This is a genomic window from Gluconobacter vitians (assembly GCF_015244565.1).
Classification (GTDB): Bacteria; Pseudomonadota; Alphaproteobacteria; order Acetobacterales; family Acetobacteraceae; genus Gluconobacter; species Gluconobacter vitians.
On sequence record NZ_JABCQG010000021.1, the window covers coordinates 15,390 to 33,799 of the forward strand.

An 18,410-nucleotide genomic window follows, 5' to 3' on the forward strand; every position below is an offset into this window, starting at 1 on the left:
CCCTGCGACTGAAACACCCTTGGTTTCAGCCTGCGCACCCATGATCCGCCATCGGAAAAGAAACCGTCGCGACGTTCTGACTGAGCCCTGTTTCCCTCACTCCAGTTGTTAATGCAAATGATTCTCATTAGCAATATTGTGTAATACTAATGCTGTGTCCCCGTCGCCACACTTCCAGGCCACAAAGACAGCCATGGCCATGACATTCCCTGCAATGATACTGACAGCACAGCCAGAACATCCAAGCGGAGCGTGGTCGGACGTGTTTCATCATGTGAAGTTTCTCGCGCGCGGCATGAGCGCTGCTTTTGCCCTCATGATCTGCGGGACCGCATATCCCGCTGATCTGACAGGCGCCGGCTCAAGTTTTGCCGCACCCCTTTACCGGGCCTGGGCCGATAGCATCCATCATCAGACCGGCCTGTCTCTGACATATCAGAGCCTTGGTTCCGGTCAGGGGCAAAAACGCGTCATGGCCCGGAGCGTGGATTTCGGAGCCTCCGACCTGCCGCTTCCGGGCAGGGTTCTGGATGCAGCAGGCCTCTACCAGTTCCCGACGGCGATTGGCGCGATCGTGGTGGTCATCAATGTTCCCGGAATTCCGGCCAACCAGATGAAGCTGGACGGACCCACACTCGCCGCGCTGTTCGATGGCAGGATCACCACATGGGCCGACCCGCGTCTGCGGGCACTCAATCCCGGTCTGCGGCTTCCGGATCTGGACGTATTGCCCATCCATCGCGAAGAAGCCTCCGGCACCAGTCATGTCTTTGCGGATTATCTTCACAGCGTTGCTCCGGACTGGAAAACCGGCATGTGGGGCGATGGGGCCGAAGCACAGGGCAATGACGGCGTTGCAGCCAGCGTGCGTCAGTCCATCGGAGGCATCGGATTTGTGGAATATGCCTTTGCGCGGCGGGACCGGCTGAACACCGTAAAACTGAAAAACCGTGCGGGCCAGTTCGTCGCACCGGGAACGGATGCGTTTGCAAGTGCGGCCCTCAGCGCAGACTGGCCCCATGCAGACCATTACGCCGTAAATCTTCTGAATGCCCCGGCACCACAGGCTTGGCCGATCATGAGCGCGACCTTCGCGCTGGTCCCTCTCCACCCAGCGAATAAGGCCGCAGCCTCTGCCACAAAGGTCTTTTTCAGGTATGGCCTAAAACAGGGTGACGATATTGCACGGGATCTGGATTACGTGCCGTTGCCTGCCCCCGTAAAAGACAGGGTCCTGTCCGGCTGGCCCTGAGCGGACGTCATAATAACTTCACTTCCCATCCCCCTCCCCTTACTGTGAATGGTCGGAACATTCCAGCACCTTGGGTAAAGGGGGCCCGTCTTGTCAGGCCGCGTTCCGGATCGTTGGCATCTGGCCGGTCTGTGCAGTGTTCTGGGTTTGCTGATCGGAACGGGACACGCGGCCACAGCACCGCTGGTGACGGACGTGCTGCCCTCCGGTGTGCCGCTGCCCTCTCCCGCGCCCGGTTTTGTCCTGCCGCCTGAAGACACCGGCACCGAGCTTCTGGGCGATGCAGGTGGGGCGCGGTCCTGGCTGGCCCGCAAGGGGATCCGGTTCAATCTTCAGGATGTCGAGGAAATCTGGGGTCTGACCTCGGGCGGACAGCATCCCGGCCCGACCTATGACGGCATGACAGCCGCGACACTCCTGCTGGAAACGCGGCGGGCTTTCGGCTGGCATGACGGGCTGCTCAATATCAGCGCCATTCAGGTGCGGGGACGTTCGCTCGCCGGAGAGCGCCTTGGGTCGCTGAACCCGGTGAGTGGTTATGATGCGGGCCGCACGACGCGCCTGTTCGAACTCTGGTACGGGCAGGGATTTTTCGGAAACCGGCTGGATATCCGCGTCGGTACGATCGATCTGGATACCGAGTTCCTTGTCAGCCAGAACGCGTCCCTGTTCCTGAATGCCAGTTTCGGCTGGCCGCTTTCGACGTCCAGCAACCTCTATTCGGGCGGCCCGTCATGGCCGTTTTCCGCCGTCGGGACACGGATCAAATGGTCCCCCGCCTATCCGCTCGTGCTCATGCTGGCCATCACCGACGACAACCCGACCAAAGGGCCGTTCTACAGCGACATCAGCCCGACCCGCATCGACCCGTCGGGCACAACCTTTTCCACCAGTGGCGGCACATTGTTCATGGGGGAGGCACAGCTCTGGGTGGATGCCGCCCAAAGTCTTTCGGGAAAGGACGCACCCGCCCTTCCGGGAACATGGAAAATCGGCGGCCTGTACGATACCGGGCGCTTCCCCGACCCGCGCTACGACAGTCATGGCGGCCTGCTCGGCAGTCCCGACAGCACGGGGAAACCGCTGTATCATTCCGGAACCTGGCTGGGATATGTCGTGCTGGATCAGGCCCTGTGGCGTACGGTGAGCGAGCCCGTCAAAGCCATCAACGCCTTCGTCCGCGCCACTCTCGCCAGCGGGACGCGCAACCGTTTCACAACGGAAGTGGAGGCCGGTCTGACCTTTCAGGGCTTCGTCCCGTCCCGCCCCAATGATGTGATCGGGATCGGCTGGGGCACCGGGTTTTACAGTCATCGCGCAAAGGAAAACGCGCGTGACATCATCCGCCTGTCGGACAGTTCGGGCAGGCTTCTGGTTCCGGAACATCATATCGAGCTGACATGGCAGCTTCCCGTGCGCGACTACATCACCCTTCAGCCGGACTTCCAGTATTTCTGGAACCTTGGCGGAAAGGAGCCGGAAAAAGGCGCGGCTTCTGCATCCCGCGGCGCCGTTCTGGGACTGAACATGACCACCACGTTCTGAAAACCTGTGTTGTGATTTCAATTAACTTTCAAACTTCGGTGCCCCTGTGCCCGGTAAGGTTCCGTTTACGGCCCGTGATGCCGATGACAAAGGAACCAATCCATGACGCAGGACAACGATTTCGTGGGCCTTTCGGCAGACGAACAGGCCCGGGAGCGCATGCGCTACGACATCATTGATGACCTGGACGAGGAATTCGAGCTTTCTCTGGAAGAGAACGAAGGAAAAAGCCTCGATCCTGCGGAACGTGCTTTCCGTCGCACCTATTTCCGCGAGCTGATCCGCCTTCAGGGCGAGCTCATCAAGCTTCAGGACTGGGTCAAGGCCACGGGCGAGCGTATTGTCGTCGTGTTCGAGGGCCGTGACGCTGCCGGCAAGGGAGGCGCCATCAAGCGCATCACCCAGCGCCTGAATCCGCGCATCTGCCGCGTCGCCGCCCTGCCCGCCCCGAATGACCGCGAACGTACGCAGTGGTATTTCCAGCGCTATGTGGCCCATCTTCCCGCCGCTGGTGAAATCGTCCTGTTCGACCGCAGCTGGTACAACCGTGCCGGCGTCGAGCGCGTCATGGGGTTCTGCACGGAGGAAGAATACGAAGAATTCTTCCGCTCCGTTCCGGAATTCGAGCGGATGCTGGTCCGCAGTGGCATCCGGGGCATCAAGTTCTGCTTCTCGATCACCGATGAGGAGCAGGAATCACGCTTCCGCGCCCGCATCGAGGACCCGCTGAAGCAGTGGAAGCTCAGCCCGATGGACCTCGAAAGCCGCCGCCGCTGGGAAAACTATACCCTGGCCAAGGAAGTCATGCTGGAACGCTCCAGCATTCCCGAAGCCCCGTGGTGGGTCGTACCCGCGGTCGACAAGAAGCGTGCGCGCCTGAACTGCATCGCGCATCTGCTGTCCCTCGTGCCCTACGAACCCGTCAATCGCCCTGAAGTCGTCCTGCCCGAGCGCGTGTTCCATCCGGACTACGAACGCGAACCCACGCCCGAGGACATGCTTGTTCCGGAACGCTACTAGACCGGGCGCGGAAAAACCGTAACACGCCACAACTGAGGGGTGAGCCACGGGCCGAATTCCGGCCTGTGGCTCACCCCCGACAGGAAGCAGTTTTCCGTAAGGCCTACCCCACGCGGCTGGTCAGGGGAGGATCCTCTCCCACAGACGCCAAGCCCGCTTTCAGATCCTCGCCCACGATCCGCGCGCAGAGCGCGAGTGAGAGCGCACCTGCATCGGGATGTCCCTTGCTGCGCTCGCCATGCATTTTCGCACGGCCCATCCGTGGGAGCAGATCACGCGTGGCCTGCGCCGCTTCATGAGACGCTTCCGCCCCGATCCGCCAGGACTCCACAAGCCCGTGCCCGGCGGCCAGAGCCTCTTCCATTGTCTCGACGAACGGCACCAGCGCATCGACGAGCGTCTTGTCGCCGGGCTTTGCACGGCCAAGCTCCATGATGCGCTCCATGCTGTTCCGCGCACCGCCTGAAAGCTGCTGTGCATCGGGCAGGCTGTTGTCATCGAAGGCCAGACTGAATGCCCGCAACCCTTCGCCCCAGAGCGCACCGGATGTTCCCCCGGCCCGGTCCGCCCAGGCATCCGCCGCAGAAGCCAGCACCGTCGCAGGCCCCGCACCGGCATCCGCCGCAGCCCGTGCCACTTTCGCCGCCGCCGCAGAGCCACGCGCCATGCCCTGACCATGATCCCCGTCGCCCGCTACGGCATCAATATGCCCGAGATCGGACTCCACCTCTGCCAGCGTTTTTGCCAGATGGTCCATCACGGCCGCCACACATGCCCCGCCCCGGCGCCCCTGTGCCGTCCCGGAGCGCATGTACAGAACCTCCGTCTCCTCCGGCACTTCAAGCCGCGTGATCCCGTCTCCGGCTAGCAGACCGTGGCTCAGCGCAGCAGATTGCACAGGCGCACGCCAGTACTGCTCCAGATCCTCATCCAGCCAGGTCAGTGTCAGCGAACAGCCCGCCATATCAAGGCTCGTGACATATTCGCCCACCAGAGGCGCCACGAGCGTCAGACCTGCCTTTTCGAACATTGGAACCAGCCGGTCCCAAAGAACAAACAGTTCTTCCTGCTTGGTGCTGCCCAGACCGTTCAGCAGAACCGCCACCCGGCGCGACGCCCCTTCCGGAAGCTCGGCCAGCAGGCGGTCGATCAGGAGATGCGCCAGATGCTCCGGATCCGGAACATCCTGCTCGTCAATGCCCGGCTCGCCATGCACGCCCAGCCCGAGCGCCATGCGGTTCTTCGGAACTTCGAACAGCTTTTCCTTCTCGCCCGGAAGCGTGCAGCCATCGAACGCCACACCAAACGTGCAGGTCTGCCGGTTCACCCGCTGCGCAACTTCCTCGACTTCATCGAGCGTCAGCCCCGCTTCGGCCGCAGCGCCTACGATCCGGAAAATTACCAGATCACCGGCAATTCCGCGCCGCTTCTCCCGTGTGGAGGCATCCGAGCTGGCCACATCATCCGCTGTCGCCAGAACGCGGACGTCGTAGCCCTCTTCGCGCAGGCGGTCCGCCGCGATCCCGAAATTGAGTACATCCCCGGCATAGTTGCCGTAACCGAGAACGATCCCGCCTCCCAGATCGGCCTGACGCGCAATGCTCTTTATGGCCTGCGTGGAGGGCGAGGCGAAGATATCCCCCGCCACTGCCGCATCGCCAAAGCCCGGTCCGACATAGCCCGCAAAGGCCGGATAATGTCCCGAGCCGCCGCCGAGGACGACGGCAACCTTGCCGCGACGGCCCGGCGTGGCCCGAAGCACACCGCCGCGCACGTGGCGTACGAGATCGGGATGGAGAAGGCTGAACCCCCGGAGGGCGGACGCTGCGAAAGTCGATGCGTCACCGCAGATCTTGGTCATGGTACGTCTCCGTGTCAGATTTCAGACGGCATCACGGTTGAGGTAGCGGCGGGCCAGCGCATCGAAGGAAATCGCCAGCACGACGATCCCTCCACTGACGACCGACTGCCAGTACGGCGAGATGCCAAACAGAACGATGATGTCTTCGATGATGCCGATGATGACGGCGCCCAGAACCGCGCCGATCGGGCTGCCAATGCCACCTGTCGTCGCCACGCCACCAATGACAGCCGCGGCAATCGGCCCCAGCACCCAGGTGTCACCGATGGAAGGCTGGGCCGTGCCCAGACGCGCCACCATCAGGATGCCCGCCAGCGCCGAAAGGAAACCGGCCAGCGCGAACGCGCCCATGCGGATTGCATTGACCCGGATCCCCAGCATCCGCGCTGCATCGGGATTGCTGCCAATGGCGTAGATGTAACGCCCGACCGGTGTGCGCAGCATGACGAACGCCACGATTGCCAGACAGACCAGCAGCACCAGGAACGGCACCGGCACGCCCATCACAAGCCCGCGGCCCAGGAACGTGATGTCCCGCGGCACACCCGTGATCGCAACACCCTTGGTCGCCACCAGATTTGCGCCGCCATACACGCCGGCCATGCCGATCGTCAGCACCAGCGAATGCAGACGGAGCTGTGTGATCAGCGCGCCGTTCAGCAGGCCGCACGCCCCACCCATCAGCAGGCACAGCCCCAGCGACAGCCAGGGATTGAGCCCGAGCTGCACCATGAGGATGCCGCCCACCACGCCCGCAAGCCCGCCAATCGCACCGACGGACAGATCAAGCTCGCCGAGGATCATCAGGATGGACTGGCCGATCGTGACCAGCCCGATAAAGGCCAGTGCCCGGGCGATGATGACCATGTTGAAGGTCGTCAGAAAATGCGGCGAAAGCGCACAGGACGCGCCGAAAATAATGACAAGCGCCGCCACGACCCCACCCAGCGGATTGACGGCCAGACGGGAGATGAGCGCCTTGAACGGCGGCAGTTTCGGCGGCTGCTGTGAGGGCGCTGCCGGAACAGTGGTTTCAAGCGACATGACGGTTCTCCGGGGCGCCGATAATCGCGCCGACAAGCGTGTTGACGTCAGTAGTGGCCTGATCGAACGATCCCGTGATCCGGCCGGAATACATGGTGATGATCCGCGAAGCGCAGCGCTGGAGCTCGGTCATTTCGGACGAGACGAGAATGATCCCCACGCCCTCTTCCGCGAGTTGCTGTATGATGCGATAGATCTGGAACTTCGTACCGATATCGATGCCCTTGGTCGGCTCGTCGAAAATCAGCACCCGCGGCCGCCGCGCCATTGCCCGGCCGATGATGGCCTTCTGCTGGTTTCCGCCCGACAGATGCGCGATTTTCTTGCCAGCCGAGGATGTCCGCACATCGAACTGACGGATCGTATCAGCCACGACCTCGTTCTCACGTGCCGAGGAAATGATCCCCCCGCGTTTCATGCGGTCCAGAACCGAGAGGCTGATATTCTCCCGCACACTCAGGAGCGGGAAAATGCCGTGATGCTTGCGCTCTTCGGACAGGTAAACCATGCCCAGAGCCACGGCCCGGTCAGTGCGGCCCTTCGGGATTTCTTCACCTTCGAGGAAGGCATGACCCCCCGTCGAGCGCAGATATCCGAAGATCGTCTGCATCAGCTCCGAACGACCAGCGCCCACTAGCCCCGCAAAGCCGAGGATTTCCCCGCGCCGCAGAACAAAGGATGCATCCGAGAAACCCGGTCCCGACATATCTTTAACGCTCAAGATGACGTCAGATTCAGTCGCAACCACGCGCGGCTGGAACTTCTCCTCAAGCGGCACCGAACTGCCCGACATCAGCCGGATCAGCTGATCTTCCGTCATCTCCCGCATCGGATAGGTGCCCACACTGCGGCCATTGCGCAGCACCGTCACCGTATCGCCCAGCGCAAAGATTTCTTCCATCTTGTGCGACACGAACACGATTGCGCAGCCATCGTCGCGCAGCGTGCGGATGATGCGGAACAGATGCTCCGTCTCGTTCGCCGTCAGCGAAGACGTTGGCTCGTCCAGGATCAGTACCTTGAACTCTTCGCGGCACGCTGCCCGTGCAATCTGCAGAAGCTGCTGGTCCGGCACGCTGATCCGGTTCACGAACTGCCCCGGCTTCGCATGAATGCCGAACCGCTTGATCAGCTCCGCAGCCGCCTTTTCCATGGCCCGGCGCGACACCGTCAGATGCCCGAAGCCGGAGCGGTTGAACGGCATGAACATGTTCTCGGCCACCGTCATCGGCCCGAACAGGTTCAGCTCCTGCGGCACATATGCGACCTTCTCGAACAGTGTCCGGTCATGCAGCGCATCCCGCCCTTCGATCAGGACAGCCCCCTCATCCGGCACGACCAACCCAGTCAGCGTCTTGATGAGCGTGGACTTTCCAGCACCATTTTCCCCGGCGAGAATATGGATCTTCCCCGGCTCCAGCGTCAGATCGACATGATCAAGCGCCACCACGCCGGGATAGGTCTTCCGAACGGCTTCAATCTGAAGAACTGTCATGACCGTTACTCCCTGCCCTGCCGCGTCAGAGGCTCTTGGCCGTCAGAAGATCAATGCCGGTATCGATGTATTTGGGCGTCTTCTGCCCCATCGCCCGCTGCCAGGCCGACACGACAGCCCAGTAGCCCTGCATTTCCGGACGGCTGGACGCAGAGGATTCAGCAACGCCCTCCTTGATGAGCTGGATCATGTCGTTGAGGTTATCGAGCCCCACTTCCTTGACCTTACCCGTCTTGCCGCCTTCACGAATGGCCTGCCCCACGCCGACCGGGCCAGACGCATCACACTCGACCCACCCGACCAGATCCGGATGCGCCTGCATGATGGCGGATGCCTGCTTCTGCGCGGTCTCGATGCTGTCATTGTCCACGCCGGTCGCGACGACCTTCATGTCCGGGTATTTGGCAAAGACCTTCTTTTCGCACTCGGCCCGCAGCGTATGGTTCGGCGCCGTCGGCACCCCCATCATGATTGCCACTTCGCCCTTTTTGCCCACAAGGTTTGCCAGCCGCTCGGCCGCCATTGTCCCCTGCTCGCAGAAATCCGCGCCCACTGCGGTGATGTCCATGCCTTCGGGCGGCAGGGAATCAAACACCGTCATGGGGATCTTCTCGTCCACCGCTTCGTCCATCGTCGCGCGGTTGCCCTTCTCGTCCAGCAGATCGAGGATCAGCCCGTCCGGATGGGTCGCAATGGCACGCTCGATGATGTCGTTCTGGGACGACACATCCGCCGTCTGCGGCGCGCGGTATTCGATCTCAACCTTGCGGCCCGTCGTCTGCGAAATCATCGCCGCAGCCGCCTGCGCCCCGTTATTCGCCTTGTCGAACCAAGGATGCACGGTCTTGGGGATCAGCACGAACCGCAGAGGTGCGCTGCTATCCGCCGCATGGGCCTGACCTGCCGCCAGCGGCGTCAGAAATGGCGCAGCCGTCAGCATTGCGGCAAAAGCAAATGCCGTTTTCATAATCGTATTCTTTCAAAGAACCGGCCGGATCAGTTCCGGACGGAAAGTTTTACTTCAGCAACTTGCGCCGACAGGGCTCTGCTGGCGGTATTTCTTTCCTAGTGCATCAATACCCGCGACATTCTTTGCCGAAGCACTGCGTGGATCGAACGTGCAGGCCAGCCAGGCTTCGGCAATGGATTTCGCGACTTCCGGCCCGATGACACGAGATCCCATCGTGATGATATGGGCGTTGTTCGACAGCGCTGCCCGCTCGGCGGAATATGTGTCGTGAGTGAGTGCGGCGCGGATGCCAGGAATTTTGTTGGCGGAAATGCACACGCCAATCCCCGTCCCGCAGCACAGGATACCCCGGTCAAAATCTCCATGCAGAACCGCCAGCGCCACACGCTCGCTCAGTTCCGAATACAGTTCCACACGATCTTCATCAGGCTGGGACATGTCGATGACAACATGGCGCCCGAGCGTCGAGAGATGCTGAACCAGAAGCCGTGCCAGACCTTCGCCGGCACTGTCTCCACCAATCGCAATACGCATGAGTGTTCTCCGTCTCTTAAAGTTCAGTCAGACTGTTCCGCTCGGGAACAGGATATGACGCCGTGGCACTCTGACGTGGCCGTCATCACGCCGCGATTTTGCGGGAAACCAGTTCGCTCACACTGCCCACCAGCTTCATGAAATCCGCTGGTTCCCAGGCGGCGCGCCCGACAAACACACCGTCCACATCGGGCAGTGCGACGTAATCGCGGATATTCGCCTGAGAAACGCTGCCGCCATAAAGCAGCGGGATCCGCACGCCACTCTCAGCCACCATGTCACGCACGACAGCCCGCAGCTTTGTGTGAATTTCGGATACGAACGGCGCTTCGGCCGGACGCCCCGCCAAGCCGATGGCCCAGACAGGCTCATACGCAATCAGCACGCGCCCGAGATCCTTCTGGGACACGCCATGCAGCGCAATTTTCGTCTGACGTGCCAGCGTCTCCTGCGAGACCCCGAAGTCGAATTCATCAGACGTGTCACCAATGCAGATCAGCGGCCGCAGCCCATGCCGGAGCGCCGCATGAACCTTCCGGTTCACCGTCCAGTCCGTCTCGCCAAAATGCTGCCGGCGCTCCGAATGGCCGATCTCCACGATGGAGGCTCCGCATTCGGCAATCATCGGCGCGGAGACTTCCCCGGTCCAGGCGCCGCTATCCTCCCAGTGCATGTTCTGCGCGCCCACCATCAGCGCACTGTCTTCCAGCACCGAACACACATCCCGCAGGGACGTGAAGGGCGGGATCACAAATGACTGGATCCCTTCGGGCGGCTGGAAAGACTCAAGAGCCCTGGCCGCCGCAATGGCTTCGGCCGGTCCCTTGTTCATCTTCCAGCTTGTCCCGATCCAGACAGTCTTCTGATCCACAACCGACCTCCCGAAAGACTGCCCAACTGGCTGAATGCTCATGCCGATTCTCCCAGCCCCACTGATATTCAGAACACTTTAGCGCTAAACAATAACATTACAAATGTTATTATCTCTAAAAATAACGATACGATCGAAAGGTTCCCACCCCTTCACGCGAACGTCAGGCTGCCCGCTCCAGCAGGACAGCTTCCGTCACCACACTGTCGATCTCCACATCGCGCCCGGCGACCAGTCCGCGTTTACCCATTTTCTCATGATAGAGATGGGTCGCTTCCATGGGTGACAGCGCGCCATCCGTTACGCTGCGCATGGCTTCGATCAGCAGGACGGGATCATCCGCATCCACGATCTTGCGGCCAAACAGCGCAGCACGGGCCCCGCAGCACTGGGCCTGATGCAGAAGTTCCAGACAGTCGCGGGTCGTGCCGCTTCCGCCGCCCATGATGCCCACGATCACTGATGGGTCGAACTCGCAGAGCTCCGTCAGTGCTTCCGCGCCATTGAACGGAACCTTGAGGAAAACCGGCCGCTCTTCACGCCGAAGCCCGGCCAGACAGCGGACGATCATGTCATTGAGGAAAAAGCCTTGATCCGCGTGGGAAATCCGCCCTTCATTGGGATTGAAAACCTCAAGGAAATAGGAAAAACGCCGCTCTGCCGCTTCCTCGCGAAAGCTTGCGAATTCTTCAAGCGCCAGACTATCCTGATCGGCATCGCCGTTGAACGTCATGGAGTACAGGCCGAGATTGGTCTGTGCCTTTTTCAGGGACGCCGAACGGAATGGAACTGATTTCTGGGTCTGATAATTGCTGCCCCGACCGCGCCACAGATCGGTCGTGTCATTGGCGCGGATCGCCGACTGGATGCGCGTGCCTTCAAAAGCATCCTCGTGAACCAGCGTCTCCAGAATTGACGCCGAAGTCAGCATGATGTCCACGGTATCCTGACTGAGGATCGTCCTGATCACATCGACATATTCCCGCCGCGTGCGGAAACGGGACCGCTTGTCCTGTACAGGCGACGGATGACGCTGCAGACCCGTGGCGCTGATCCCGGCGGCCATGTCGGAATCCTTGGCATCCGCAAGAATGAAGTCGGTCCGGCTGTCCTGACCGGAGACCATGCGGGCAATCTTTTCTTCATAACGGTTCATGGTTCATGCCCTCAGGGCTGGATGTGAAAATGATGCTGCTGGCAGTTCACCCTTCAGCTGATGACGGTCCTGCCCTTCCTTCCAGGTCTGCTGGCATTGCTGTTCCGTCTCCTGCGCATTCCAGCCGAGCGCCTCTCCGACGATGTTCCCCGCTTCGCGCACGACGTCCGGCGTCAGAAGGCCGCTCAGGGCAATCGGCGTGCGACGGAACAGGACATCCGACAGCGTCCGCACCAGTTCATCCGTAGCGATGAATGCCAGTTCACGGCGCGTATAGGTGGGCAGACTGCGCAGCGGCGCATCCGGCTGCTCCTGACAGAACACCGCAAAGGCCCGCGCGCGGGAGCCGTACCGCTCCAGCAGCGCCGCCGCTCTGGTGCGCGGGAGACCATATGTGACGAAGAACTCGTCTAGATAGGAGGAATATCGTTGTGGCTGGGGGTAGTCTCGACCGCCACCGATCGGGAAATCCCGCGTGGACAGACGCCGCTCTATACTCAGCATGTCCAGCACCCTGTCTGCGGTTTCTTCCGCCAGACCACGGAATGTGGTCCATTTTCCACCGACCAGAGACAGGAGCGGCGTGTCGCCCACAATATCTTCATGAATGATATGGTCGCGACTGATGGCGCCCGGATCGGCCGCATCGGTCGCAGGCAGTGGCCGCACGCCGCTATAGCGGTAGATCACATCGTCTGCGCCAAACCGGAATCCCGGAAACAGGCTGCCAAGCATACGCAGCATGTAGTCCTGTTCGTCATCCGTGCAGACGGCACTGTCAGGATCATCAATCCGCAGATCGGTCGATCCGACAAGCACATGATCATAGAACGGATAGGCCAGACAGATGCGTCCATCCGGCGTTCCGAAATACATCATGCGGCCATTCAGTTCCCGCAGAAGCCCTTCATGGCGCAGGAGAAGATGGCTGCCTTTCGTTCCGCCGATATAATGGGTCGGATGACCCAGAACGCTGTTGATCCGATCAATCCACGCGCCCCCGGCATTGACGATGATCCGCGGGCGGACGTGGCGCGTCTCGCCGCTTCTTTCATCCCGGAGAGCCAGAACCCCATCCGTAAAGGACAGCGGCACCGTATAGGTCGAAACGGCACAATCCGTCCCCACATCAAGACCGTCGCGCACGCATTCATAGCCGAGACGTTCGGGCTGGGTGATGGCGGCATCATAATACTGCGCCGTCGCCATGACATCCGCCGCCATATGCGGCCATTCCTCGTGCGTCCTGCGTTTGAGGAACAGGCTGTGACGGGGCATCACACGGGCCCGGCGCCCAAGAAAATCATAGATCTGGAGACCAGCTTCCAGAACGAGCGCGCCTCGGTCGGTCATTTTGCCGCCCAGCCCCAGAAACTTCCGGAACGAAGGAATGATACCGCCGAACCAGGACCGGATCGGCAGAACGGTTGGCAGCGGCTTGACCACATGCGGTGCATTACGCAGCAGCAGGTTCCGCTCCAGCGTGGACTGCGCCACGAGCCGAAATTCGCCGGTCTCAAGATATTTGATACCACCGTGAATCAGACGAGATGGTGCGCATGACGCACCGGAGCAGAAGTCACCCCGATCCACCAGAAGAACGCGCAGCCCCTGCAGGGTCAGTTCGCGGAACAGGCCTGCCCCGTTGATCCCGGCCCCGATGATCGCAACGTCGAAGGCCGCATTATCCGTGATGCCAGCAAGTCCGTTCATGGCCGGGCTTCCTGCGGAATAAAGCCGATTGCAGCATAGTTCAGGACAACACCTGTCTCCACGGCAACTGGCTCCGGAACAGGCTCGACCTGCGTTGTTCCACCGTCATAAAGGTCCGACCAGAAGGGCCGCATGGCTTGGGTCAGGGCGACGTAACGCCGATAGATCCCTTCATAAATACGACGCCGTTCGGTCTGGGGCGTGTAAATCTGCATCGGAATGGTCTGGGCGGAAACGGCTTCCTCCAGATCGGCATAATGTCCGATCGCGACACTGGCCGTCAGGGCAGCGCCAAGCGCACCCGCTTCCCGCACTTCCGGGATTTCAACATCCGAGCCCAGAATATCAGCAAACATCTGGGCGATCACAGGCTGCCCGCTGCCGCCACCGGACACGCCAATCCTGCGGACCGGCCCCGTCTGACGCAGTGCATCGACATGTTCGCGATGATTGAAGATCGTGCCTTCCACCATCGCCTGGAACAGGTCCGCGCGATCATGCCAGGACTGGACCCCGAACAGCGAAGCGCTGGCTGGCACTTCATAAGGCGAGCCAAACAAGAATGGATGATACAGCGGAACCTGATGACGCCCGCCCGGCTTCGAAAGACGGCTTTCCATTTCCGCCGAAAGCTGGCGGGCCGCGTCCTGTTCCTCGGGCTTCAGAAGTTTCGCCAGCCATTCGAGATTGCTGGAGGACGCAGGTGAAATGGCCATGCAATTCCACAGGCCGCGGCGATATCCGGCGCGACAGGCCCAACCCTCTCCGATAACCGGCCGATCGCGGAACACTTCATTGATCGAGAATGTTCCGGCCGTGATGGAAAGATCATCGGCCTGCGTATATCCCATCCCGACTGCCGCAGCCGTAACATCATGCAGCCCGACTGAAACGGGCGTCCCAGCTTTCAGGCCGGTCAGGGCTGCGGCCTCGGCTGTCAGGCTGCCACCGCTTTCGCAGGACAGCCGCATTTCCGGCAACGCCCGACGGATGCCCTGCAACCCCAGGATTTCCAGCAGTTCGTCGCTGTAATCCTGTGTATGCAGATCCGTGAAAGACGTACTGGCTTCCGTCAGGTCCGTCGCGATCTCACCCGTCAGACAGTAGCGGATCCAGTCCTTGGCAAAGATGACAGACCCGATTGCTGCATAACGCTCCGGCTCGTTCTCACGGATCCAGGCCAGAAGCGTATTGGCCGAATAGGCATAGGGGCGCTGCCCTGCCACCGGGAGAACTAGATCTGATATCCCATCGCGCTGCCACCGCTCGTGCAGCACAGTGGCACGGCTGTCGAGCGACATGATCCCTCGGCCTAGAGGTTTACTTGAGCGGTCAAGCAGAAAAACACCATCTCCGTGTGCGGTCAGGCCAATTGCGGCAATATCCGAACCGTCAAGCCCGGCATCTGCCAATGCATCCTGAACCGACCCCGTTACAGCCTCCCAGGCCTCGTGCATGTCCCGCTCAACATGGTGAGGCCGGTCCATATGCTGCGCAACACGGCGACGCCCCGTCCCCATGATCGCACCGGTCGGCGAAAACACGACGGCTTTCGTCGTCGTGGAACCACTGTCGATCCCAATGGTGAAATCCTGGCGCATCGAACACCCTCCAGACGGCGTGACTGATCATCAAGCGATCACAACGATGAGCACCCATAACATCTATTATGAGATTATGAACACATTTATCTGTGATTTATCACGATTTAATGTGACATATATCGTCAGATTGGACGGGCCGTTGTCTGGAAAAGCACAAGACGAAAACAGAACATTTTCCAGATGACCATTGGAAATATCAGTCGGCTCAGGACCTGTTGATTTAATTAAGGAAATCTAATTCAGGTTCTGCAATGAAACTGAAAACGAAACGGTTTGCGGTGGTGCGACAAAAGGTGGTGAATACAAAGCTGCATATACTCCTCTGGATAGTCTTTTTGCAGCACAATAAGTGCTGGCAGACCGAAGTTATGCGGAAATTCAAGCGCCTCAACCGCACCGAAATCATGTTCTAAAAACTCAAGACTGATGACATTTCACAACACGCTATAACCGCTATCCCCGAACGCAAAACCCCCGCTTGGTCTCTGACCGAGCGGGGTTTTTCGAAGATGGTTGCGGGGGCACACAACCAAAGAAAACTGCGCATTATGAGCGGTTTCGTGAAGAATATTACGGCATGATATAGTCGATTGACAAACCGTTGTTTTTATCAAAATTTTGTTTCGACATAACCTTTGTAACCTATTCCACAGCAATACCCGGATATGGAGGGTACGTAATGTCCCATTATGCGCTCCCACGCCAATACGCTTACGTTCATAAAGCGCCTACCACCATATCGCAAAAGCTCACTCGCTTGGTGATCTAGAAAATTCGACTCCTCTATCTAAAGGTTTCCACCCCAGGTTTTGATCACACATATTCTCTCCTCCGATGATCCGTCTTTCGTCGAACCCATCAAGCAGAAGCCGTCTCGTATAATTTTAAATAAATAATTATTGAATTATTACAAAATAATTCATGAAGAACTATATTTTTTATTATATGTAAATTTATACTAATCATAAATACTCACTAAGTATATTTTTTTATTTCAACAGCTTCAAAATTATGCTTGGTTCTATGAAAATTTTATTTATCAGAACCAGAAATCTAATCGCAGAAGGAATCGTTCCAACTATACTTTATTATTTTGACATCAGATCGTTCTGCAATATAGTCTCTACACATAATGTAACGATACTCCATCAGTGCCGGTGGAGAGTCGGGTTTGTCCGGCTAGGACAGAAACGCATGGAGTGGATCAATGGCGGTCCACTGGCGCCAAATGGGCGATGACACATTCTTGTTTGATGTGTCGTCTGGAAATGTATTGTGGACAGGGGTTTCCTGAAAGCCGGGCACGCACCGACCCTGCTGGCCGCTTTTCTATATTTCGACGTCTCATTCATGATCTGGGTTTTGCTGGGTCCTCTCGGCATTGCGATCGCGCATGACCTGAACCTGGAGGGATCGAAGAACTGTTTGTTGATGCGCTTGTCTGATGATTTTAGTTTTTTGGCGCTTTGATTGAGGGTTTCCGGGGTGACTTTCGCTCTGCGTTTTGAGCAGATCACGGTCCATCGCCAGTGGGAGGACTACGCGCTCGCGTTCAATCTTTCGAGGAAGAGGAAGCGGCGCATATTATAGACGATATTGGCAAGGCCGATCCTCATGGTGGCCCGGGTGATACCGACAGTTCGGACGAACAGACCCATTTGCGATTTCTGATCGGCAAAGACATGCTCGACACGAGATCGGATCACCGACTTTCCAGCATTCGATTTCTGGATATGCCGGGGCATAGGTTTGAGATGCGGCTTTTTCCTGTGAACCTTCGAGACAAAGCCCTGCTTGTCCATGAAGTCCTCATTGGCTTTGGAGCGATACGCCGTGTCAGCCCAGACGCTTGAGGCCGTATTGGTTTTATCCAGAAGGCCCTCGCGCAGTCTGGCACCATCACTGGCAGCAGCATCCGTTGTCTTCCATTTCCGGATGAACCGGAACTTCCGGTCGATGGAAACATGGGACTTGTAGCCAAAGAACGGAATGGCGAGGTCCGTGGCTGGGATCGTCCCGTCATCCTGACGCTTCGCTTTGGTAAACTTCAGTGTCCAGCGCGCATGACGGTCCTTATGCGACAGCTTTGCGGGTTTGTCCTGCCAATCTTCAGGAATACGCCCTGCCCGGAGGTCAGCTTTCTCAGCGTTCGTATTGCGCTGCTTTGGGGCGGCTACCAATGTCGCATCCAGGATCTGGCCGGACATTGGCAGATAACCGGCGGTCCGCAGAGTGGCATCAAACCGGTCAAACAGTCTTTCAATAGCTCCCGCCTGGGCCAGACGCTCACGGAACAGCCAGACCGTTTTGGCATCAGGTACCCGGTCCGACAGTCCCAGACCGAGGAAACGCATGAAGGACAGGCGGTCGTTGATCAGATATTCCGTTCGCTCGTCGGAGAGATTGTTCAGCGTCTGGATCACCAGAATCTTGAACATCAACACGGGATCAAACGGCGGTCGTCCACCTTTGCTCCCATCTGAATAGGCCAGAGCCTTCTCCAGATCAGGGCGGAACACCTCAAAATCCACAGTCCGGGAAAATGCCTCAAGCTGATCGCCAAGCCCGCTTAACCGGGCCAGCCGCTCTTCAACATCAAAGAAACCAGGCCGCTTCATCTGCCATCATCCCCAATCAACGCAGGAGAGATGGAATCACAGAGGAACCCTCAAATCCAGAAGGTTTTTCGAACCCTCCAGCTTCAGGTGATGCAAACCCAGTGGGGTAATTGCTCACCAGGTGGCACCGTCACGCTGAACCCACATTTGGTCAAAGCCCCGCGTGACTGCATTGATTACGTGATCCTGCATGAACTGTGCCATCTGAAGGAGCACAATCATGGTCCGGCCTTCTGGTCCCTTCTGGAACGTGTCATGCCGGATTGGGAGCGCCATAAGGCAAGACTGGACGGAATGGCGGAAATGATGCTGCAAAAATAGCTCTATTTGACTGCCATGAGGGGGAAAGCGGAGTGTCCGCTATCGGAGAGATACTGGAGAAAAACTGACAGTAATGCATTCGCACTGAGCGAAGCCTCAACAGCCACTTTCTCCGTAGAACAAAATCCATTTAACAGGGAGCGAACGCATCTATTCATAGAGTTCGTCGGAAAATAAATCTTATCTACGGACAGCTCTGAGGCTGGCTGCAGCCTGCGAGTACCGTCTAGGGCCTGTTAGCACTTGAAACACTTCCCATATTATAGGGATGGAAGAAGGAGACGGAACAGGCACTTTTACGGACGAGACATGGGCGATCTGGGAACCTCTGATTGAAGCGGTTCGCCCAAGGGGCAAGACGCCGCCCCATGATCTGCGGCGTACGATAGCAGCAATTTTCTGGCGC

At 58.9% G+C, this 18,410-nt stretch carries 14 protein-coding genes and 1 pseudogene; 5 read left to right on the forward strand and 10 right to left on the reverse strand.

Annotated elements, in window-relative coordinates; all coding sequences use genetic code 11:
* The first annotated feature begins 274 nt into the window (after positions 1–274).
* From pstS to ppk2, 3 genes are all read left to right on the forward strand, one after another.
* Positions 275–1,252 carry a phosphate ABC transporter substrate-binding protein PstS gene (gene pstS / locus HKD24_RS12830; protein WP_322783318.1) on the forward strand — a complete coding sequence of 326 codons (978 nt, stop codon included), beginning with the start codon at positions 275–277 and terminating at the stop codon, positions 1,250–1,252.
* Positions 1,253–1,342: 90 nt separating this feature from the next.
* Complete coding sequence (locus HKD24_RS12835) at positions 1,343–2,797, forward strand: carbohydrate porin (RefSeq protein ID WP_194260636.1); 1,455 nt, start codon at positions 1,343–1,345, stop codon at positions 2,795–2,797.
* 102 nt (positions 2,798–2,899) lie between these two features.
* The gene (gene ppk2, locus HKD24_RS12840) at positions 2,900–3,817 is read left to right on the forward strand and encodes a polyphosphate kinase 2 (RefSeq protein WP_194260637.1); all 918 of its coding nucleotides are present in this window, start codon (positions 2,900–2,902) and stop codon (positions 3,815–3,817) included.
* Positions 3,818–3,920: 103 nt separating this feature from the next.
* Here the strand turns inward: ppk2 and HKD24_RS12845 are convergent, their stop codons facing one another.
* The 9 genes from HKD24_RS12845 to HKD24_RS12885 all read right to left on the reverse strand — a co-directional run bounded on the left by HKD24_RS12845 (position 3,921) and on the right by HKD24_RS12885 (position 15,062).
* Positions 3,921–5,678 (reverse strand): dihydroxyacetone kinase family protein, encoded by a 1,758-nt coding sequence (locus tag HKD24_RS12845; protein WP_194260638.1) that lies wholly within the window; start codon positions 5,676–5,678, stop codon positions 3,921–3,923.
* Positions 5,679–5,699: 21 nt separating this feature from the next.
* Positions 5,700–6,722 carry an ABC transporter permease gene (locus HKD24_RS12850; RefSeq protein ID WP_194260639.1) on the reverse strand — a complete coding sequence of 341 codons (1,023 nt, stop codon included), beginning with the start codon at positions 6,720–6,722 and terminating at the stop codon, positions 5,700–5,702.
* Positions 6,712–8,217: a sugar ABC transporter ATP-binding protein gene (locus tag HKD24_RS12855; protein ID WP_194260640.1), complete on the reverse strand. Its 1,506-nt coding sequence runs from the start codon at positions 8,215–8,217 to the stop codon at positions 6,712–6,714. The genes HKD24_RS12850 and HKD24_RS12855 overlap by 11 nt, the downstream gene beginning before the upstream one ends.
* Before the next feature lie 25 nt (positions 8,218–8,242).
* Positions 8,243–9,184, reverse strand: a complete 942-nt coding sequence (locus tag HKD24_RS12860; RefSeq protein ID WP_194260641.1) for a substrate-binding domain-containing protein — start codon at positions 9,182–9,184, stop codon at positions 8,243–8,245.
* Positions 9,185–9,238: 54 nt separating this feature from the next.
* Entirely contained in the window at positions 9,239–9,721 is a 483-nt protein-coding gene (locus HKD24_RS12865) for an RpiB/LacA/LacB family sugar-phosphate isomerase (RefSeq protein ID WP_194260642.1), read from the reverse strand.
* Between the two features lie 85 nt (positions 9,722–9,806).
* Entirely contained in the window at positions 9,807–10,634 is an 828-nt protein-coding gene (locus HKD24_RS12870; protein WP_194260643.1) for a triose-phosphate isomerase, read from the reverse strand.
* Positions 10,635–10,755: 121 nt separating this feature from the next.
* Positions 10,756–11,748 carry a beta/alpha barrel domain-containing protein gene (locus tag HKD24_RS12875; RefSeq protein WP_194260644.1) on the reverse strand — a complete coding sequence of 331 codons (993 nt, stop codon included), beginning with the start codon at positions 11,746–11,748 and terminating at the stop codon, positions 10,756–10,758.
* A gap of 3 nt (positions 11,749–11,751) precedes the next feature.
* Positions 11,752–13,461 carry a glycerol-3-phosphate dehydrogenase/oxidase gene (locus HKD24_RS12880; protein ID WP_194260645.1) on the reverse strand — a complete coding sequence of 570 codons (1,710 nt, stop codon included), beginning with the start codon at positions 13,459–13,461 and terminating at the stop codon, positions 11,752–11,754.
* A complete protein-coding gene (locus HKD24_RS12885) occupies positions 13,458–15,062 on the reverse strand; it encodes an FGGY-family carbohydrate kinase (RefSeq protein ID WP_194260646.1) in 1,605 nt (534 codons plus the stop codon). The genes HKD24_RS12880 and HKD24_RS12885 overlap by 4 nt, the downstream gene beginning before the upstream one ends.
* Before the next feature lie 1,278 nt (positions 15,063–16,340).
* Between HKD24_RS12885 and HKD24_RS12890 the strand changes: the two are divergent.
* A pseudogene (locus HKD24_RS12890) lies at positions 16,341–16,499 on the forward strand (MFS transporter); the annotation flags it as partial.
* 104 nt (positions 16,500–16,603) lie between these two features.
* Here HKD24_RS12890 and HKD24_RS12895 read toward each other — a convergent pair.
* Positions 16,604–17,683, reverse strand: coding sequence for an IS5 family transposase (locus HKD24_RS12895; RefSeq protein ID WP_194260647.1), 1,080 nt, complete (start codon positions 17,681–17,683; stop codon positions 16,604–16,606).
* A gap of 30 nt (positions 17,684–17,713) precedes the next feature.
* On the opposite strand from HKD24_RS12895, the gene HKD24_RS12900 reads away from it, so the two are divergent.
* A complete protein-coding gene (locus HKD24_RS12900) occupies positions 17,714–18,004 on the forward strand; it encodes a M48 metallopeptidase family protein (protein ID WP_265589078.1) in 291 nt (96 codons plus the stop codon).
* The last annotated feature ends 406 nt before the right edge of the window (positions 18,005–18,410 follow it).